22 protein-coding genes are annotated in these 19127 nt (G+C 68.1%); 14 read left to right on the forward strand and 8 right to left on the reverse strand.

All coding sequences use genetic code 11. From position 1 onward, the window contains the following. From QAR72_RS12645 to QAR72_RS12655, 3 genes are all read left to right on the forward strand, one after another. Nucleotides 1-1382 (forward strand): pyruvate dehydrogenase complex E1 component subunit beta (locus QAR72_RS12645; RefSeq protein WP_304617739.1); only part of this gene is annotated, 1382 nt, incomplete at its 5' end. Nucleotides 1383-1394: 12 nt separating this feature from the next. Further along, a complete protein-coding gene (locus QAR72_RS12650; protein ID WP_304617740.1) occupies nt 1395-2720 on the forward strand; it encodes a pyruvate dehydrogenase complex dihydrolipoamide acetyltransferase in 1326 nt (441 codons plus the stop codon). Between the two features lie 163 nt (nt 2721-2883). Further along, a complete protein-coding gene (locus QAR72_RS12655) occupies nt 2884-3144 on the forward strand; it encodes a hypothetical protein (RefSeq protein ID WP_304617741.1) in 261 nt (86 codons plus the stop codon). A gap of 117 nt (nt 3145-3261) precedes the next feature. Here the strand turns inward: QAR72_RS12655 and QAR72_RS12660 are convergent, their stop codons facing one another. Further along, complete coding sequence (locus QAR72_RS12660; protein ID WP_304617742.1) at nt 3262-4032, reverse strand: division plane positioning ATPase MipZ; 771 nt, start codon at nt 4030-4032, stop codon at nt 3262-3264. Between the two features lie 108 nt (nt 4033-4140). Then, complete coding sequence (locus tag QAR72_RS12665) at nt 4141-4992, reverse strand: LysR family transcriptional regulator (protein ID WP_304617743.1); 852 nt, start codon at nt 4990-4992, stop codon at nt 4141-4143. A 110-nt stretch (nt 4993-5102) separates the two neighbouring features. Between QAR72_RS12665 and QAR72_RS12670 the strand changes: the two genes are divergently transcribed. The 9 genes from QAR72_RS12670 (at nt 5103) to QAR72_RS12710 (ending at nt 11897) form a co-directional block, all read left to right on the forward strand. After that, nucleotides 5103-5690: an NAD(P)H-dependent oxidoreductase gene (locus QAR72_RS12670; RefSeq protein ID WP_304617744.1), complete on the forward strand. Its 588-nt coding sequence runs from the start codon at nt 5103-5105 to the stop codon at nt 5688-5690. Between the two features lie 198 nt (nt 5691-5888). Continuing rightward, a complete protein-coding gene (gene ffh, locus QAR72_RS12675) occupies nt 5889-7385 on the forward strand; it encodes a signal recognition particle protein (protein ID WP_304617745.1) in 1497 nt (498 codons plus the stop codon). 111 nt (nt 7386-7496) lie between these two features. Continuing rightward, nucleotides 7497-7793: a chorismate mutase gene (locus QAR72_RS12680; RefSeq protein WP_304617746.1), complete on the forward strand. Its 297-nt coding sequence runs from the start codon at nt 7497-7499 to the stop codon at nt 7791-7793. A 37-nt stretch (nt 7794-7830) separates the two neighbouring features. Next, nucleotides 7831-8190 (forward strand): 30S ribosomal protein S16, encoded by a 360-nt coding sequence (rpsP, locus tag QAR72_RS12685; protein ID WP_304617747.1) that lies wholly within the window; start codon nt 7831-7833, stop codon nt 8188-8190. A 62-nt stretch (nt 8191-8252) separates the two neighbouring features. Beyond that, nucleotides 8253-8765 (forward strand): ribosome maturation factor RimM, encoded by a 513-nt coding sequence (gene rimM / locus QAR72_RS12690; protein WP_304617748.1) that lies wholly within the window; start codon nt 8253-8255, stop codon nt 8763-8765. Next, the gene (gene trmD / locus QAR72_RS12695) at nt 8762-9628 is read left to right on the forward strand and encodes a tRNA (guanosine(37)-N1)-methyltransferase TrmD (protein WP_304617749.1); all 867 of its coding nucleotides are present in this window, start codon (nt 8762-8764) and stop codon (nt 9626-9628) included. The genes rimM and trmD overlap by 4 nt, the downstream gene beginning before the upstream one ends. Further along, the gene (gene rplS / locus QAR72_RS12700; RefSeq protein ID WP_304617750.1) at nt 9625-10008 is read left to right on the forward strand and encodes a 50S ribosomal protein L19; all 384 of its coding nucleotides are present in this window, start codon (nt 9625-9627) and stop codon (nt 10006-10008) included. Before trmD ends, rplS begins: the two co-directional genes overlap by 4 nt. 14 nt (nt 10009-10022) lie before the next feature. After that, entirely contained in the window at nt 10023-10244 is a 222-nt protein-coding gene (gene rpmE / locus QAR72_RS12705; protein ID WP_219830664.1) for a 50S ribosomal protein L31, read from the forward strand. Nucleotides 10245-10358: 114 nt separating this feature from the next. Continuing rightward, a complete protein-coding gene (locus QAR72_RS12710) occupies nt 10359-11897 on the forward strand; it encodes an ATP-dependent DNA helicase (RefSeq protein ID WP_304617751.1) in 1539 nt (512 codons plus the stop codon). A 64-nt stretch (nt 11898-11961) separates the two neighbouring features. Here QAR72_RS12710 and QAR72_RS12715 read toward each other — a convergent pair whose 3' ends face one another. Together QAR72_RS12715 and QAR72_RS12720 are read right to left on the reverse strand one after the other, a co-directional pair. Continuing rightward, nucleotides 11962-12720, reverse strand: coding sequence for an EcsC family protein (locus tag QAR72_RS12715; RefSeq protein WP_304617752.1), 759 nt, complete (start codon nt 12718-12720; stop codon nt 11962-11964). After that, nucleotides 12713-13261: a GNAT family N-acetyltransferase gene (locus QAR72_RS12720; RefSeq protein WP_304617753.1), complete on the reverse strand. Its 549-nt coding sequence runs from the start codon at nt 13259-13261 to the stop codon at nt 12713-12715. The genes QAR72_RS12715 and QAR72_RS12720 overlap by 8 nt, the downstream gene beginning before the upstream one ends. A gap of 116 nt (nt 13262-13377) precedes the next feature. Between QAR72_RS12720 and QAR72_RS12725 the strand changes: the two genes are divergently transcribed. Together QAR72_RS12725 and QAR72_RS12730 are read left to right on the forward strand one after the other, a co-directional pair. Then, on the forward strand, nt 13378-13980 hold the full coding sequence (locus QAR72_RS12725) for a flavin reductase family protein (protein WP_304617754.1): 603 nt from the start codon (nt 13378-13380) through the stop codon (nt 13978-13980). Next, entirely contained in the window at nt 13977-14510 is a 534-nt protein-coding gene (locus QAR72_RS12730; RefSeq protein WP_304617755.1) for an adenine phosphoribosyltransferase, read from the forward strand. The genes QAR72_RS12725 and QAR72_RS12730 overlap by 4 nt, the downstream gene beginning before the upstream one ends. Here the strand turns inward: QAR72_RS12730 and QAR72_RS12735 are convergent. Genes QAR72_RS12735 through thrC form a run of 4 tightly spaced genes read right to left on the reverse strand, consistent with a single transcriptional unit; the run spans nt 14507 to nt 19125 of the window. Beyond that, a complete protein-coding gene (locus tag QAR72_RS12735) occupies nt 14507-15913 on the reverse strand; it encodes an FAD-binding oxidoreductase (RefSeq protein ID WP_304617756.1) in 1407 nt (468 codons plus the stop codon). The two genes, QAR72_RS12730 and QAR72_RS12735, sit on opposite strands and share 4 nt — an antisense overlap. Then, nucleotides 15903-16487: a GNAT family N-acetyltransferase gene (locus QAR72_RS12740; protein WP_304617767.1), complete on the reverse strand. Its 585-nt coding sequence runs from the start codon at nt 16485-16487 to the stop codon at nt 15903-15905. The genes QAR72_RS12735 and QAR72_RS12740 overlap by 11 nt, the downstream gene beginning before the upstream one ends. Beyond that, nucleotides 16487-17752 carry a M16 family metallopeptidase gene (locus QAR72_RS12745; protein ID WP_304617757.1) on the reverse strand — a complete coding sequence of 422 codons (1266 nt, stop codon included), beginning with the start codon at nt 17750-17752 and terminating at the stop codon, nt 16487-16489. Before QAR72_RS12745 ends, QAR72_RS12740 begins: the two co-directional genes overlap by 1 nt. Then, entirely contained in the window at nt 17749-19125 is a 1377-nt protein-coding gene (gene thrC, locus QAR72_RS12750; RefSeq protein WP_304617768.1) for a threonine synthase, read from the reverse strand. Before thrC ends, QAR72_RS12745 begins: the two co-directional genes overlap by 4 nt. Between the last annotated feature and the right edge of the window lie 2 nt (nt 19126-19127).

A 19127-nucleotide genomic window follows, 5' to 3' on the forward strand; every position in this document is an offset into this window, starting at 1 on the left:
CAACCGAGATTCTGATGCCCGCCCTGTCCCCGACCATGGAGGAGGGGACTCTGGCGAAATGGCTGAAAAAGGAAGGCGACGTCGTGAAATCCGGCGACATCATCGCCGAGATCGAGACCGACAAGGCCACGATGGAATTCGAGGCCGTGGATGAGGGCATCCTGGGCAAGATCCTGATCGCCGAAGGCACGCAGGGCGTGGCGGTGAACACCCCCATCGCCGTGCTGGTCGAGGAAGGCGAAAGCGCCGATGACGTGAAATCCGCCCCCGCCTCGGCCCCCGCCCAGGCGAAATCCAGCGACGACGAGGTCAAGGGTGACGACCAGCCCGGCGCCTCGGCCGTCGAGCAGGTCAAGACCCCCGAACCCGATCACAGCCCCGATTACCCCGAGGGCACGAAGATGAAGACCATGACCGTGCGGGAAGCCCTGCGCGAGGCCATGGCCGAAGAGATGGAGCGCGACGAGACCGTGTTCCTGATGGGCGAGGAAGTCGGCGAATATCAGGGCGCCTACAAGATCAGCCAGGGCCTCCTGGAGAAGTTCGGCCCCCGCCGCGTCGTGGACACGCCCATCTCCGAGATCGGCTTTGCGGGCATCGGCACCGGCGCCGCGCTGGCCGGCCTGCGCCCCATCGTCGAATTCATGACCTTCAACTTCGCGATGCAGGCCATCGACCACATCATCAACTCGGCCGCCAAGACGCTCTACATGTCCGGCGGCCAGATGGGCTGTCCCATCGTGTTCCGCGGCCCGAACGGCGCCGCCGCCCGCGTGGGCGCCCAGCACAGCCAGGATTACGCCGCCTGGTATTCGCAGATCCCCGGCCTCAAGGTCGTGATGCCCTACAGCGCCGCCGACGCCAAGGGACTGATGAAGCAGGCGATCCGCGACCCGAACCCGGTCGTGTTCCTTGAGAACGAGATCCTCTATGGCCGCTCGTTCGAGGTGCCGGACCTGCCCGACTTCACCATCCCCTTCGGCAAGGCGCGCATCGCCCGCGCGGGCAGCGACGTGACCATCGTCAGCTTCGGCATCGGCATGGCCCACGCGCTGGAAGCCGCCGACAAGCTGGCCGCCGAGGGGATCGAGGCCGAGGTGATCGACCTGCGCACCCTGCGCCCGCTGGATTACGGCTCGATCATCGCCTCGGTGAAAAAGACCAACCGTCTCGTGACCGTGGAAGAGGGCTTCCCCGTCGCCTCGATCGGGAACCACATCTCGGCCTATGTGATGGAAAACGCCTTCGATTATCTGGATGCGCCCGTCATCAACTGCACCGGCAAGGACGTGCCGATGCCCTATGCGGCCAATCTGGAAAAGCACGCCCTCATCACCCCGGCCGAAGTGGTCGAGGCGGTGAAAAAAGTCACCTACCGCTAAGGGAGCCACGCGATGCCCACGGAAATCCTGATGCCCGCGCTGTCTCCCACGATGGAGGAAGGCACCCTGGCCAAATGGCTGGTCAAGGAAGGCGACGAGGTGAAATCCGGCGACATCATCGCCGAGATCGAGACCGACAAGGCCACGATGGAATTCGAGGCCGTCGATGAAGGCCGGATCGGCAAGATCCTGATCGCCGAGGGCAGCGCCGGAGTGAAGGTGAACACCCCCATCGCCGTCCTTCTGGACGAGGGCGAGGAGGCCGGCGACATCGCCGCGCCCAAGCCCGAAGCCACCGCAACCGCCGCGCCCGCGGCCGATGCCGAACCCGCCCCCGCCGAAAAGGGCTATGGCGGCCCGATCGGCGCGCCAGTCGCCGGCGGCGACAAGGGCAAGGCCGATCAGGGCGGGCGCATCTTCGCCTCGCCGCTGGCCCGCCGGATCGCCGCCGACAAGGGGCTGGACCTGTCGCAGATCAAGGGCTCTGGCCCGCGCGGCCGGATCGTCAAGGCCGATGTCGAAAGCGCCAAGCCCGGCGCCGCCCCCGCCCCGGCTGCGGCCCCCGCCGCCTCACAGGCGGCCCCCGCCCCTGCCGCGCAGGCGCCCAAGGGCCCCTCGGCCGATGCGGTCCTCAAGATGTATGCCGACCGCGAGACGACCGAGGTCGCGCTGGACGGGATGCGCCGCACCATCGCCGCCCGTCTGGGCGAAGCCAAGCAGACGATCCCGCATTTCTACCTGCGCCGCTCGGCCAAGCTGGACGAGCTGATGGAGTTCCGCGCGACCCTGAACAAGAAGCTCGAATCCCGCGGCGTCAAGCTGTCGGTCAACGACTTCATCATCAAGGCCTGCGCGCTGGCGCTGCAAGAGGTGCCGGACGCCAATGCCGTCTGGGCAGGCGACCGCATCCTCAAGCTGAAGCCCTCGGATGTGGCGGTGGCCGTCGCGATCGAGGGCGGGCTCTTCACGCCGGTCCTGAAGGATGCCGAATCGAAATCGCTCTCGGCCCTGTCGGCCGAGATGAAGGATCTGGCCCAGCGCGCCAAGTCGAAGAAGCTCGCCCCCCACGAATATCAGGGCGGCAGCTTCGCCATCTCGAATCTCGGCATGTTCGGGATCGAGAATTTCGACGCCGTCATCAATCCGCCGCATGGCGCGATCCTGGCGGTCGGCGCGGGCATCCAGACTCCCGTGGTCGAGAACGGCGAGATCGTCATCCGCAACGTCATGTCGATGACGCTGTCGGTCGACCATCGGGTGATCGATGGCGCGCTCGGTGCACAATTGCTTGATGCGATTGTCAAACATCTGGAAAATCCGGTCGCGATGCTGGCATGATGGGCAGCGCGCTACCGCATAAGTTGTGACAATTCAGACACTTCTCGACATCGACGGCAAGTCTGGCTAGGCTTGCCGTCGATGGCCGTTTCGTGACCTTGTCGTCGGGACGCCGGAATCGGCCACGACTTTCCTGATCGCCCTCACATGGACCAAGGTTATGATGTACAAGTTTGCACCCGTTCTCGGCCTGAGCGTTCTGCTCGGCGCCTGCTCGCCCACCCAGTTCGAGCGTCCGTCCGTCACGGTGAATTCCGACAAGGGCCCGGTCGAGTGCCAGCTCTACCTGCCACAGATCGTGATGTGGGACGAGCCCGTGTCCTTCCCCGACGGCATGACCCGCGAGGAAGCCATCTCGATCTGCCGCCGGGAAGGCATGGCGCGCAAGGCCGGCGGCACCGTCACCACGCCCGCCGCGCTCTGATCCCCACGTCGTCGCTGCCCGGCGCCGCCCGGACAGCCGATCACGGAACGGCCCCGTGCCTTGCGGCACGGGGCCTCTTTCATTTTCCTTTCGGGGGGCTGCGGCCTCGCAGGGGCGCTAGAAGCTGACCGTGACCTCGGGCAGGCGCAATTCGTTGATCAGGTCGCGCAATTCCTGACGCGCGGCGACATGCGACATGCTCATGCTTTCGACGCCGACATCCTTCAGGTCCAGCAGCGTCAGACCGCGCGGAAACAATTCGCGGAAGATGACGCGTTCGGAAAAGCCGGGCGCGACGCGGAAGCCGATCCGGCGCGACAGCTGCGCCAGCGCGCCGCCGACGCGGCGCTTGTTGTTCATCTGCTGCGTGCCCAGCCGGTTGCGCAGCACCAGCCAGTCGATGGGCCGCGCCCCTGCCTGTCCGCGCAATTGCCGCGCATTCCAGACCATCTCGGAATAGATCGACGGCCCCAGGATCTCGCCCTCGGGGGACATGCGCGCCAGCAGGTCGAAATCGATGAAGCTGTCGTTCAGCGGCGTGATCAGCGTGTCGGCCAGCGTATGCGCCATCTGGCTCAGCTTGGTATGCGATCCGGGGCAGTCCAGCAGGATGAAGTCGCATTCCTTCTCCAGCGCCTCCAGCGCCGGGGTCAGCGGGTCGGGTCCGCCGCCGATCGCGCCGATGGCCGGGGTGGGCAGGCGCAGCCCCTCGCGCGCGGCAAAGGCGGCGCGGTTCTCCAGATAGCGGGCAAAGCTGCGCTGGCGCACGTCCAGATCCAGCGCGCCCACCCGGTAGCCCATGCGTGCCAGCGCCGTCGCCACATGCATCGAGGTCGTGGACTTGCCCGAGCCCCCCTTTTCGTTGCCGACAACGATGATATGCGCCACAGGCCGCCTCTTGTCCCCTCGTTGCAGCGGACCCTAACGACCGCGTGAGGTGATGAAAAGCCGCTAGGCGCATCCCGCGCGGGCAATGCGGCGCGAATGCCGCAGGCCTCAGTCGAAGGCGCCGCGCAGGGCCGTCAGCGCCGCCTGGACCTTTGGGGTGCGGTGCAGGTCGACATGCGTGACCAGCCATAGCGGCGAGACCCATTCCGGATGGCTCATCACCGGCACCAGCCCCCGTTCCTGGCCCGGCGCGACCGCGCCGATGGCCAGCCCCGCGCGGATGACCGCCTCGCGCGCGGCGCCGTCATTGCTGGTCAGCACGATGTTCTCGGGCCCGATCCGCGCCGTCAGCCAGCGCATGAAGGGCGCCCCCGCCCCCTCGACGCCCGGCAGCGCATAGCGATGCGCGCGCGGATCGTCGGCGGTGCCGTGGCGGGCGACGTAATCGGGGCTTCCGTAAAGGACGTGCTGCATCTGCCCCAGGGGCCGGACGATGTAATCGGGCTCGGTCGGGCTGGCGCCCGCGCGGATCGCCACATGCGCCTCGCCGACATCCAGCCGGAACAACCGCACATCGGTGACATAGCTGATCCGCAGATCGGGATGGGCGCGCATCAGATCGGTCAGGCGCGGCATGATCCGCTCGGCCAGTTCGGGCAGCGACGTGACCAGCAGATCGCCCTCGATCCGCCGGACCGAGCCCGCGATCTGCGCGGCCATCTGGGAAAATCGCTCATCGGCGGCCACGGCTGCGGCCAGCATGACGCGCCCGGCCTCGGTCAGGGTGTAGCCGCGCGAATGGCGCTGGAACAGACGTGCCTTCAGCGCCGTTTCCAGCATGTCGATGCGCCGGATCACGGTCGCATGATGCACGCCCAGCTCGGCCGCCGCGCCGCTGACCGTGCCCGCCCGCGCCACGGCCAGGGCCACCCGGATGTCGTCCCATGTCTCGATCCGCATGTTGTGCGCTCCTGCACAGCTCCTGCGCGATAATCCAACTTTTGTTCGCTGGTTCATAGTCCCATATCTGCCGCAACGCAGCATCTGACATCAAAGTGACGAGGCCCATCATGCATATCCTTCATCTCGACAGCGCGATCACCGGCGACGCCTCGGTGTCGCGCCAGCTGACCGCCGACATCGTCGCGCGGCTGAAATCGGCCAATCCCGACGCGACCGTGACCTATCGCGACCTGAACGAGGGCGTACCGGCCATCGACACCGCCTGGTTCCAGGCCGTCCGCGTCGGCATCGAGAACCCGACCCCCGAACAGCAGGCGATCGTGGCCACCTCGGACGCGCTTCTAGCCGAGGTGCAGGCCGCCGACGCACTGGTGATCGGCCTGCCGGTCTACAATTTCTCGCTGCCCGGCCAGCTCAAGAACTGGCTGGACCAGATCGCCCGCGCCGGGATCAGCTTCCGCTACACCGCCGAAGGCCCCGAGGGCCTGCTGAAGAACAAGCGCGCCTTCGTGGCCTATACCGCCGCGGGCACGCCGCTCGGCTCGGATTACGACCACGCTTCGGGCTATCTGCGCCACATGCTGGGCTTCCTCGGCATCACGGATGTGACCTTCGTGCCCGCTGACGGCCTGGCGATCGACCGCGATGCCGGCATGGCCCGCGCCGCCGAGGCGCTGGAACAGATCGCCGCCTGATCGCCGGCCGCCCCTCTCACGAAACCCGCCCGGCCCGGTTCGACGCCCCTGCGTTGACTCGGGCCGGGTTTTTTCGTAAGGGAACACGGATTCCCGGAAGGACTGCCCTTCCGGTCCCCGCCCCCTGCGGGGATCGCCCCCCGTCAGCGCGTTGCGCCCACGGGGGCAAAACCGTTTTGGACCGAAGGAGGCCCGGCCATGTTCGAGACCCTATCCGACCGTCTTGGCGGCGTCTTCGACCGGCTGACCAAGCAGGGCGCGCTGTCCGAGGATGACGTCACCGCCGCGATGCGCGAGGTCCGCGTGGCCCTGCTCGAGGCGGATGTCTCGCTGCCGGTCGCGCGCAGCTTCGTCAAGGCCGTGACGGCCAAGGCGACGGGCGCGGCGGTCACCAAGTCGATCACGCCGGGCCAGCAGGTCGTCAAGATCGTCCATGACGAGCTGATCAAGGTCCTGCAGGGCGACGACGCCCCCGAGGCGCTGCGAATCGACAACCCGCCCGCGACGATCCTGATGGTCGGCCTGCAGGGCTCGGGCAAGACCACCACCACCGCGAAGCTGGCCTTGCGTCTGAAGGACCGCGAGAAGAAGCGCGTCCTGATGGCCTCGCTGGACACGAACCGCCCGGCGGCGATGGACCAGCTTGCGATTCTGGGCCAGCAGATCGGGGTGGACACGCTGCCCATCGTGCCGGGCCAGACCGCGCCCCAGATCGCGCAGCGCGCCAAGACCCAGGCCGGGCTTGGCGGCTACGACGTGGTGCTCTTGGACACGGCCGGCCGCCTGCATATCGACGAGGCCCTGATGGCCGAGGTCCAGCAGGTCCGTGACATCGCCCAGCCGCGCGAGACGCTGCTGGTCGTGGACGGCCTGACCGGCCAGGACGCCGTGAACGTCGCCACCGAATTCGACGGCAAGGTCGGCATTTCGGGCGTGGTCCTGACCCGGATGGACGGTGACGGGCGCGGCGGTGCGGCTTTGTCGATGCGCGCCATCACCGGCAAGCCGATCCGCTTCGTGGGTCTGGGCGAAAAGATGGACGCGCTGGAAACCTTCGATGCCAGCCGCGTCGCGGGCCGCATCCTCGGCATGGGCGACATCGTGGCGCTGGTCGAGAAGGCCCAGCAGGTGCTCGAGGTCGAGCAGGCCGAGCGCATGATGAAGCGCTTCCAGAAGGGTCTGTTCAACATGAACGACCTGCGCGGCCAGCTCGAGCAGATGCAGAAGATGGGCGGCATGTCCTCGGTCATGGGCATGATGCCCGGTATGGCCAAGATGGCCAAGCAGGCCGAGGCCGCGGGCTATGACGACAGCGTCATCCGCCGCCAGATCGCGCTGATCAACTCGATGACCAAGAAGGAGCGCGCCAATCCCGACATGCTTCAGGCCAGCCGCAAGAAGCGGATCGCGGCGGGGGCGGGTCTGGACGTGGCCGACCTGAACAAGCTTCTCAAGATGCAGAAGCAGATGGCCGACACGATGAAGAAGCTGGGCAAGATGGGCAAGGGCGGGCTGATGAAGCAGGCCATGCGCGCCATGACCGGCAAGGGCGGCGGGCTGCCCGACATGGACAATCTCGACCCCGCCAAGATGGCCGAGGCGCAGAAGATGCTGGCCGACCCCAAGGGGCTTGGCGGGCAACTGGACCGGGCGGGCCTGCCCGGCGGCCTCGGCGGCCTCTTCGGCAAGAAGTGACGCGCCCATGACCCCGATTTCCGCATGCCGCCCGGTGCACGGGCTGTGCACGACCGGTGCACAGGTTGTGCATGCGGGAATTGAACCAGAACAACGGCTTGGAGATTCAGCGTGACGGACACAGCCACCCGCGCCGCCGCCCTGCTCAAGGACCATCGCGCCAGCATCGACCGGCTGGACGCGATCCTCGTCTATACCCTGGCCGAGCGGTTCAAGCACACCCAATCCGTCGGCCGTCTCAAGGCCGAACACGACCTTCCTCCGTCCGATCCCGCGCGCGAAGCCGCCCAGATCGAACGGCTGGAACGCCTCGCGCGCGAGGCCGATCTAGACCCGGAATTCGCGCGCAAATTCCTGAACTTCGTGATCGCCGAAGTGATCCGGCACCACGAACAATACCAGTCCTGAGGGCATCCGCCCGACCGCCATTCAAAGGAGAATACCGATGGCCATGAAGATCCGCCTTGCCCGTGGTGGCAGCAAGAAACGTCCCCATTACGCGATCGTCGCCTCGGATTCGCGCATGCCGCGCGACGGCCGCTTCATCGAGAAGCTGGGCACCTACAACCCGCTTCTGGCGAAAGACAGCGAAGACCGCGTCAAGATGAACGTCGAGCGCGTGAAATACTGGCTGGGCGAAGGCGCGCAGCCGACCGACCGCGTGGCTCGCTTCCTGGAAGCCGCCGGCGTCACCGAAAAGACCGAGCGCAAGAACATGAAGAAGGCCGAGCCCGGCAAGAAAGCCAAGGCCCGCGCCGAAGAGCGCGCCAAGAAGGCCGCCGCGGCGACCGCCGACGCCGAATGATCCCCTGACGGCCCGGCCCCGCGCCGGGCCGTCTCTTGCGCCCCCAAGGGAACCGCCCTGCCATGAGCGACAAGATCTGCGTCGGCGCGATCGCCGGGGCCTTCGGGGTCCATGGCGAGGTGCGCCTGAAAAGCTTCTGCGCCGAGCCTTCGGACATCGCCTCCTACGGTCCGCTGACGACCGAGAGCGGCAGCCGCAGCTTCACCGTGACCCTGACCCGCCCCGTCACCGGCGGCCTTGGCGCGCGCCTGTCCGGCGTGGCCACCCGCGAGGATGCCGAGGCGCTGAAGGGCACGACACTCTGGGCCCCGCGCGCGGCCCTGCCGTCGCTGCCCGATGACGAATTCTACCATGCCGACCTGATCGGGCTTCAGGTCGTGGATACCGGCGGCGCGCCCTTGGGCCGCGTGCGCGCGATCTATGATCACGGCGCAGGCGACATCCTGGAAATCGTGGGCGGCGCGCAGGTGATGCTGCTGCCCTTCACGCGGGCCATCGTGCCGACGGTCGATCTGACGGCGGGCCGCATCGTGGCCGACCCGCCCGGCGCCTCGGACGATGACGGCCCGGAATGACCGAGACGCCGAAATCCCACGGGCGGCTGTCGATCCGCCCCAGCCTGCGCCCCCGCGAATTGATGGCCGAGCCGCAGGTGCGCGGCGCCTGGACCGCCCGCATCATCACCCTGTTCCCCGAGGCCTTTCCCGGCATTCTGGGCCTGTCGCTGACCGGCAAGGCGCTGGCGCAGGGTCTGTGGAACCTTGAGACCATCCCGCTGCGCGAACACGGGATCGGCAAGCACCGCAACGTGGATGACACGCCGGCGGGCGGCGGCGCGGGCATGGTGATCCGCCCCGACGTGCTGGACGCGGCGCTGCGCGAGGCAGGTCCCGGCCTGCCGGTCATCTACATGTCGCCGCGCGGCAGGCCCCTGACGCAGGCCCGCGCGCGCGCGCTGGCGCAGGGGCCGGGCGTCACGCTGATCTGCGGCCGGTTCGAGGGGATCGACCAGCGCGTGCTGGACGCCCATGCCATCGAGGAAATCAGCATCGGCGATTATGTCCTGACCGGCGGCGAGATCGCCGCTCAGGTCTTGATCGACGCGACGGTCCGCCTTATACCGCGCGTGCTGGGGAATCAGGATTCGCTGGCCGAGGAGTCCTTTTCCATCGGCAACAGGGGCCTTCTGGAAGCCCCCCAGTTCACGAAGCCCGCCCAATGGGAAGGCCGCGACATCCCGCCGGTTCTGCTGTCGGGAAATCACGCGGCCATCGCTGCATGGCGGGCCAGTGAGGCCGAAAGGCTGACCAAGGAACGCCGCCCCGACCTGTGGCGGGCATACCAGGACGGTATGGACCCGGCAAAGGACCGACAGCTCTCGGGCGCATCAGACCAATCGCGGGATCACCGCGAGCATCAAGAGGAACCCAAGCGATGAACCTGATCGCACAACTCGAAGCCGAGCAGATCGCTGCGCTCGGCAAGACCATCCCCGATTTCAAGGCCGGCGACACGATCCGCGTCGGCTACAAGGTGACCGAGGGCACCCGGACCCGCGTGCAGAACTACGAAGGCGTCTGCATCTCGCGCAAGGGCGGCAGCGGCATCGGCGCCAGCTTCACGGTCCGCAAGATCAGCTTCGGCGAAGGCGTGGAACGCGTGTTCCCGCTCTATTCGACCAACATCGATTCGATCGAGGTCGTGCGTCGCGGCAAGGTCCGTCGCGCCAAGCTGTATTACCTGCGCGACCGTCGCGGCAAGTCGGCCCGTATCGCCGAGAAGAGCAACTATCGCCCCCTGTCCGGCGACAAAGCCTGAATCGAGGTCATCCGATGAAAAAAGACATTCACCCCGATTACCACATGATCGAAGTCAAGATGACGGACGGCACGGTCTACCAGACCCGTTCGACCTGGGGCAAGGAAGGCGAGACGATGTCGCTGGACATCGACCCGACCTCGCACCCGGCCTGGACCGGCGGCTCGTCGCGCCTGATGGATACCGGTGGCCGCGTGTCCAAGTTCAAGTCGAAATACGCGGGCCTCGGCTTCTGATCCGACGCCTCACGGCTTTCGCGGCGCCGCCCCTTGGGGCGGCGTCTTGCGTTTCGGGGCCATGCGCGGCGCAGCCCCTTCGCTTTTCCGCCCCGCTTGGATAAGGCTTCCGCCATGAAAGAGACCGCGCCCGCCCCGACCCTGTCGCCCGATCAGGCCGAAGCCTGGGACATGCTGGCCGAGACGTTCGGCGCGGCGGGCATCGACATCACCGCCGAGGAATTGCAGCCCGCGACCGAGGGCAAGGGCCGCGTCATGGCCGTCATCGGCAAGGCCGGGTCCGGCAAGACGCTGCTTCTGTCGCAGTTGACCAAGGCCCTGCTGGAGGCCGGGGTGGACCTGATCAGCCCCGATTGGGAAGGCCGCCGCCGAAAGGACCGCCGCAGCGTGGCGATCCTGGCCCCGACGAACAAGGCGGCCTTCGTGCTGCGGATGCGCGGCGTGCCGGCGACGACCATCCACCGCATTCTTTATACCCCCGTCTATGACCCGGAATACGAGAAGATCGCCGACTGGCTGACCGAGTCCGGCGTGAAGCCCCAGATCGAGGGGCTGGACGATGCGGCTTTGGACCGCATCCGCGCCTTCTACGACCAGCACGGCTCGATCCCCGGCGCGCTGGCCGCGGCGGGCCTGCGCGGCTCGGATTTCATCCGCGGCTGGAAACGGCGCGAGGAGGGCCTGGATGTCGGCCTGATCGACGAGGCCTCGATGCTGGACGAGCGCCAGTTCGAGGATCTGCGCGAGATCTTTCCCGTGCTGGTCCTGTTCGGCGACCCTGCCCAGCTGGCTCCGGTCGGGCAATCGGGCGAGATGGTCTTTGACCGGCTGGCGCCCCAGCAGCGGCTTTACCTGAACCGCATCCACCGCCAGTCCGACGACAACCCGATCCTGGATCTGGCCCATGCCCTGGCGGATGAGAAACTGGGTTTCGACGCGTTTGAAAGCATGGTGCGGGACGCGGCGCGGCGCGACGACCGGGTGGTCTGGGCCGAGCGGGTCGAGAGCGACCTGATGGCGCGCAGCCCGGTCCTGGTCTGGCGCAACGCGACGCGCATCCGGCTGATCCACGCCTTCCGCAGCGCCTATGGCGCGCCGGGCGACGCGCTGCTGCCCGGCGAGCCGCTGATCTGCGACGGGCTGGAATTGCCGCTGAAGCACCGCAAGAAACGCATCGATCTGGAGGCGCGGGGGCTGATCAAGGGCGCTCAGGTCGTCTATCTGGGCCCCGGCCGCAAGCCCGGCTTTTCGCGGCTGCATGTGATCGGCGCCGAGGATCCCCGCCTGTCGGCGGCCTCGATCGTGAAGATCGAGATGCCGGATGCCGAGGAACCCTTCATCCCCTATGCCGCGCGGATGGGGGCGGCCTTTCTGCACGGCGCCGCCGTGACGATCCACAAGGCGCAGGGAAGTCAGTGGCCGCAGGTGCAGGTCTTTGCCCCCGACATCTCGGCCGCCGCGTGGTCGAACCGCAGCGAGGCGGGCGTGCCCCTGTGGAAGCGGCTGACCTATGTCGCGATCACCCGTGCGCAGGAGCGGCTGTTCTGGGTGACCAAGGCGCGTCTGGCCCGGCCCGCCGCAGGGCTGAGCACCGCCGATCTGGAGGCGCCTGCCAGCGCCCTGGCGCTGAGCGCGGCGGAGGCCGAGGATTAGGTGCGTCCCGCGGGCGCCGGGGGCCAGCCCCCGGACCCCCGGGATATTTGGGCCAAGGCAAAGATCAGGCGCGGTGCGCGGCGAGGAAGGCTTCGTCAAGCGCCTCGGCTGGCAGTCCGGTTTCGCGCGAGAGGCGCAGCAGGCCGAAATGGACGCGGGCGAGGTTCTGATAATAGCCGAGAAAGGCGTGGTTGATCGTGGCGCCCGCCACGGCGCCGATGACCGGGGCCGATTGCAGGGCGAGTTTCTGGCTGAGCATCGCGGCCAGACGCGGTGCGGCGGCGGCGATCAGCGCCTGGCTGGACTGGCCAGCCAGAGGGATGGCGAGGCCCGAGAGGGGCGCGCGCGCCGGATCGCGCGAGGGGGGCCGGGCAGCGAGGATGCGCAGGGCCTCGCGGCGCAGATCCTCGTCCTCGGGGTCGAGGCCGTGTTCGTCGGCTATGTCGAGGATCGCGCGCATCAGCAGCGTCACCGTGACCGGCAGTTCCAGAAGCGCCCCGGTGAAGCCTGCCGCGCCCGCCGCGCCGCCGATCAGGGTCGCGCCGATGCGGTTGAAGCGGTCGCTGCGGGGGCGAAGGGTCGTGCGGCTGGCCCTTGCGGCGCGGAAGGCGCGGGTCAGCGCCTGTTCGGTCGCCGTTTCGAGCCGCCGCGACAGGCCGGGCGGCAGGCGGTTCGTCGCGTTCTCGGCCCCCTGCCCGATCCGGGCGATGAGCCGGATCAGCGGCCCGCCCGCCTGCTGGCGGCTTTGCGCGAGCCGGGCGATCTGGGCATGGATCGACGGGTCGGTGATCGGCGGCAGGATCTGGGGCGGGTGGTCACTCATCTGCGGGACACGCGGTCAAGGGGCCGGGTTGATCGGGCTTTGCGGCGGAGGGATGGGTCGAGAGATCGCGCATGACCTCTCCGGTGACACCAACCCAGGCGCCGGGCTGAAGTTCCAGCCCCAGCACGCGGTCGGGATTGGTGGGGGGCGGCATCTCGACCCCGTCGAGGCGCGAGAAGCCGAAGCGGCTGTAATAGGGCGCGTCGCCCACCAGCAGCACCCGCCGCCAGCCCAGATCGCGCGCCCGCGACAGGCTGTCGCGCATCAGCATGCCGCCCAGCCCCTCGCCCTGCGCGGTCGGGTGGACCGCGATGGGCCCCAGCAGCAGGACCGGCTGGTCCGCGACCCGGACGGGCCAGTGCCGGATCGCCGCCATCAGCACCCCGGACTGGCGCAGCAGCAGGCAGAGATCGGCCACCGGCGGCACGCCGTCGCGCAGCCGATAGGAGGAAAGGGCCGTGCGCCCCGGCGCGAAGCACAGATCGTAGAGCGCCTCGACTTCGGGCGTGTCGGCAACCGTCTCGGGGCAGATCTGATACATTGCCGCGCCTCCTGCATTCCGGGGTGGCCCCTTATCACGGCTGGGGCGCAGGCGGAACATTGCACAGCGGGAAAAGCGGTGGCAGTTTGGCGGCCGAACGCGACAGGAGGCCGCCCATGTTCTATCGACCCGAAGCCGGACACGGCCTGCCCCACAATCCCTTCAATGCGATCGTGGCGCCCCGGCCGATCGGCTGGATCTCGACCCGGGGGCGGCTGGGCGACAATCTGGCGCCCTATTCGTTCTTCAACGCGGTCGCCTATGTGCCGCCGCAGATCATGTTCGCCTCGACCGGGGCCAAGCCCGACCGGCCCGGCGCCAAGGACAGCGTGTCTCAGATCATCGAAAGCGGGGTCTTCTGCGTCAACATCGCCAGCACGGACATGGGCGCAGCGATGAATGCAAGCTCGGCCCCCCTGCCCGCCGGCACCAACGAATTCGAGGTGGCCGGGATCGAAAGCGCCCCCTGCGCCACGATCGACTGCCCGCGGGTGGCGGGGGCGGTGGCGGCGATGGAATGCCGGATGACCCAGATCGTGCCGCTGGCAGGCGAGAAGAACTATGCCGTCTTCGGCGTCGTCACCGGCGTGCATCTGCGCGACGATTGCGTGGTCGAGGGGCGTTTCGACCCGCGCCCTGCAGGGGGCTGGCTGGCGCGGATGGGCTACAAGGATTACGCCGCCGTGACCGAGATCTTCGAGATGGAACGCCCCGCATGAGCCGAGAGGTCAGGGACTACATCCGCAGCATCCATGATTTCCCGCATGAGGGAATCATTTTCCGCGACGTGACCACGCTGTTCTCGGATGCGCGCGGCTTCAGGATGGCGGTGGATCAGTTGCTGCACGCCTATGCCGGGCAGCGCATCGACAAGGTCGTGGGGCTCGAGGCGCGGGGCTTCATCCTGGGCGGCGCGGTGGCGCATCAGCTTTCGGTCGGGTTCGTGCCGATCCGCAAGAAGGGCAAGCTGCCCGGCACCGTCATCAGCGAAGCCTATCAGCTGGAATATGGCGAGGCGATCATGGAGATCCACGACGACGCCCTGCGCGAGGGCGAGCGGGTGCTGATCGTCGATGACCTGCTGGCCACGGGCGGCACGGCGGCGGCGGGGATCACGCTGTGCCAGCGGCTGGGGGCCGAGGTGATCGGCTGCGCCTTCGTGATCGACCTGCCGGATCTGGGCGGGCGCAAGGTGCTGGAGGGGCTGGGGATGCCGGTCCATGCGCTCTGTGCGTTCGAGGGTGCCTAGACCAGAACGGCGCCGGGATTCATGATGCCCGCCGGGTCCAGCGCCTGCTTGATGGCGCGCATCGCGGCAAGGCGGGCCGGGTCGCCCCATTCCGCCAGTTCCGCCGCCTTGAGCCGCCCGACCCCGTGTTCGGCCGAAAACGAGCCGCCTCGTTCGACAACCATCTGATGGATGCGGCGCGACAGGGCGCGGCGCTGGTCGTCGTATTCCTCGCGCTTGCGGCCCGGCGCGGGGAACAGGTTGTAATGCAGGTTGCCATCGCCCAGATGGCCGAAGCAGTTGACGCGCATGTCGCCCTCGGCCGCGATCATGGCGCCCGCGTCGCGCACGAAAGCCGCGATTTCGGACAAAGGCAGGCTGATGTCATGGCTGGCAATCGCGCCGACATGGCGGTTGGCCAGCGGGATATGTTCGCGCAGCGCCCAGAGATCGGCAGCCTGCTGCCCGGATTGCGCGATGGTGCCGTCTTGGACCAGACCGGCGGCAAGACCGGCCTCGAACAGCCCTTCCAGCGCGCGGGCCGAGGACAGGCCGGCGGGCAGGCCGACCTCGATCAGCGCCATCCAGTCGGGGATGGGCGCAAAGGGCTGGCGCATCTGCGGGAAAGCCTCGGCCAGGAAATGCAGCCCCTGCCCCGAAATCAGCTCGAACGCGGTGACGCCGCCCGCCATGCGCGCCTGCGCCAGCGCCAGCAGGGACAAGGCGGCTTCCGGGCTGTCCACGACCATCAGCGCCACGCCCGTCTCGGCCGGGACCGGTGCCAGGACCAGCGCGGCGGCGGTGATGATGCCAAGCGTGCCCTCGGCGCCGATCAGCAGGTCGCGCAGGTCGTAGCCGGTATTGTCCTTTCGCAGCCGCTTGAGGTCGCGCATGATCTGCCCCGAGGGCAGCACGGCCTCGACCCCCAGGCACAGGGCGCGCGCATTGCCGTAGCGCAGCACGTTCACCCCGCCCGCATTGGTGGACAGCACCCCCCCAATCCGGGCGCTGCCCTGCGAGGCCAGAGACAGCGGAAATTGCCGCCCGACAGCCGCAGCCGCCTCGCGCGCCGCATGCAGCGTGACGCCCGATTCCGCGATCATCACGCCCTCGTCGGGATAGGTCGCGCGAATGGCGGCCATGCGTTCCAGCGACAGGATCAAGGGCGCGGGGCCGTCGGGCATGATCTGGCCGCCGACCAGCCCGGTGCCGCCGCCGCGCGGCACGACCGGCACGCGCGCCTCAAGGCAGGCACGGATGATGGCCGCGCATTCCTCGGCATCGCGGGGGGCGGCGATCAGTCCGGCCTGCCCGTGAAAGCGGCCACGCGGTTCCTCGGTATAGGTGGGCGAGGGTTCGCGCAGCACACCGGCGGGCAGGCGCGCGGCAAGGCGGTCGTCGGCGGGGTTCAGGTCAGCGAACATCGGTGCGGCCCCTCCGGTCGCTGCGCAGATTGGCGTAGAGCACATGGTTGCGCCAGCGCCCGTCGATCTGCAGATAGCTTTGCGCGACGCCCTCGTATTTAAAGCCCGATTTCTCGAGCACCCCGCGCGAGGCGGCATTCTCGGGCAGGCAGGCAGCCTCGATCCGGCTGAGATCCAGCGTGGTGAAGGCGTAATGGACTAGGACGCCCAGTGCCTCGCGCATGTAGCCCTGGCGCGCATGAGGCTGGCCGATCCAGTAGCCGACCGTCGCCGATTGCGCCGGGCCGCGCCGCACATTGTCCAGCGTCACCGCACCCAGCAGCGCGCCATCCGCGCGGCGCGTGATGAAGAAGGGAAAGCCGGTCCCTGCCCGCGCCGCCCGCGCCGCCCAGTGGACGCGGTTGGTGAAGCTTTTGCGGGACAGGTGGTCGCGCGACCAGACGGGCTCCCACGGAATCAGGAAGTCGCGGCTTTCGTCGCGCAGTGCGGTCCAGGCGTTGAAATCGGAATGCGTGGGCAGGCGCAGCACGATCCGCTCGGCATCCAGCCGGATCGGGCGACGCCTGAGCAGCATCATGCAGCAAGCCTTCGCAGCAGATCCTCGCGCGTCGGCGCGCCCTCGACCGGGCCGTAAAGCGCCAGGGCAGGCCGCGCCGAGCCGATCAGCCCGACGGCATGGTCGCGGATATCGGCCAGGGTGACGCTGGCGATGCGATCCGCCACCTCGGCGGCGTCCGGCACGCGGCCCCAGATGGCGAGGGTCCGCGCCATGCGTTCCGCCTGCGCCGAGGGGCTTTCCAGACCCATCAGCAGGCTGGCGCGCAGCTGGGCGCGCGCGCGCGCCAGTTCGGCCTCGGTCATGTCCTCGGCGGCGCGCTTGATCTCGTCAATGGTCAGTTTTGCCAGATCGGCCAGATCCTCGGACCCGGTCCCGGCATAGATCGTCAGCATGCCGGTATCGTCGTGGAAGCCCGACTGCGCGAAGATCGTGTAGCAGAGGCCGCGTTCCTCGCGGATCTTCTGGAACAGGCGCGAGGACATGCCCCCGCCAAGCGCCGACGAAAAGATCTGCGCGGCATAGAAATCCGGCGCCAGATAGCCCGGCCCCTCGAAGGCCAGCGCGAAATGGGCCTGTTCCAGCGGCTTGACGTGGCGCGTCTCGCGGCCCTGCCAGCGGGCGGCCTCGCGCGGGGCCTGGGCCACGGGCTTCAGATGGCCGAACGCGGCCTCGGCCAGGGCCACGATGCGGTCATGCGAGACCGCGCCCGCCGCCGAGACGACCATCTGGCCGGGCCCGTAATTCTCGGCCACGAAACTCGCCAGATCGGCGCGCCCGAACCGGCTGACGCATTCCGCCGGGCCAAGGATCGTGCGACCCATCGGCTGGTCGGGATAGGCGGCCTCTTGCAGCCAGTCAAAGATGATGTCGTCGGGCGTGTCCAGACATTGCCCGATCTCTTGCAGGATCACGCCGCGCTCGACCTCGATCTCGCGGGCGTCGAAGACCGGGTTCAGCACGATGTCGCTGATGACGTCAAAGGCCAGATCGACGTCATCCTCGAGCACGCGGACGTAATAGGCAGTCGCGTCGCGCGAGGTATAGGCGTTGATGTAACCGCCCACATCCTCGATCGCCTCGGCGATCTGAAGGGCGCTGCGGCGCGTCGTGCCCTTGAAGGCCATGTGTTCCAGGAAATGCGCGATGCCGTTCTGTTCGGCGCGCTCGTTGCGGCCGCCCGCATTCACCCAGACCCCAAGCGAGGCGGAATGCAGGCCCGGCATGGCGCGCGTGGCCACACGCAGCCCGTTGGGCAGGGTCGTGATGATGGGTTCTGTCACCGAGTTCTCCGTTCGAGGATCAGCGACTTGAGCGCCTCGACCTCGTTTTCAACCCGCGTCACGCGCTCGGGCAGGTCGAACAGGCCCTCCATATGCGGCGGCAAGGCGGGGCAGAGGCCGGTGGCGCGCTCGACCGCGTCGGGGAACTTGGCCGGATGTGCGGTGGCCAGCGTGACCATCGGGACGCCCGGCTCAAGATGACGCTCGGCGACGGCCACACCGATGGCACTGTGGGGGCAGAGCACCTCGCCCGTCGTGTTGCGGGTGCGGGTGATCGTCGCCAGCGTCTCTTCCTCGGAGACGCGGCCCGAGCGGAATTCCTCGCGCAGGGTTTGCAGCGCGCCTTGGCTGATCGAGAAGCCACCGGCCTTGAGTTCGGCCATCAGCTGCCGGATCGCGCCCGCATCCTGCCCGTAGGCCAGATACAGCGCGCGCTCGAAGTTCGAGCTGACCTGAATGTCCATCGACGGGCTGATCGAGGGCGCAACCTCGCCCACCCGGTATTCGCCCGTGCTCAGCGCGCGGTGCAGGATGTCGTTCTGGTTGGTCGCCACGATCAGGCGGCGCACCGGCAGGCCCATGCGGCGCGCGATGGAGCCTGCGAAGATGTCACCGAAATTGCCGGTCGGCACGCAGAAATCGGTCTGCCGCATCCCCAGAGAGGCGCAGGCCGTGAAGTAATAGACGATCTGCGCCACCACGCGCGCCCAGTTGATGCTGTTCACGCCGGCCAGCCCGACCTCGTCGCGGAATGCATGGTCGTTGAACAGATCCTTCAGCCGCGCTTGGCAATCGTCGAAATGCCCGGTCACGGCCAGCGCATGCACGTTCCCGGCGGCGGGCGTCGTCATCTGGCGACGCTGCACCTCGCTGACGCGGCCATGCGGATACATGATGAACACATCCACGTTGTCGATGCCGCGGAACGCCTCGATCGCCGCGCTGCCGGTATCCCCTGAAGTCGCGCCCACGATGGTGATGCGCTGCCCCGACCGCGTCAGCGCGATCTGGAAGAGCTGCGCGATCAGCTGCATCGCAAAATCCTTGAAGGCCAGCGTCGGCCCGTGGAACAGCTCCAGCAGGTGATGGCCGGGGGCCAACTGCACCAGCGGCGCGCGGGCGGCATGGCTGATGCGCGCATAGGCCCGGTCGATGGCGCCGCGCAATTCCTCGTCTGTGAAGCTGTCGCCTGTGAAGGGACGGATCACGCGAAAGGCGACCTCTTCGTAGGACAGGCCGTCCAGCGCCTCGATCCCCTCCAGCGAGGGGATGGTCTCGGGCAGGTAGAGGCCGCCGTCGCGCGCCAGCCCCGACAGCATGGCCTCTTCGAAGTTCAGAACCGGGGCCTGCCCGCGGGTCGAGACGTAACGCATCA

Origin of the sequence: Paracoccus sp. (in: a-proteobacteria), from assembly GCF_030604785.1 — a bacterium.
GTDB lineage: Bacteria > Pseudomonadota > Alphaproteobacteria > Rhodobacterales > Rhodobacteraceae > Paracoccus.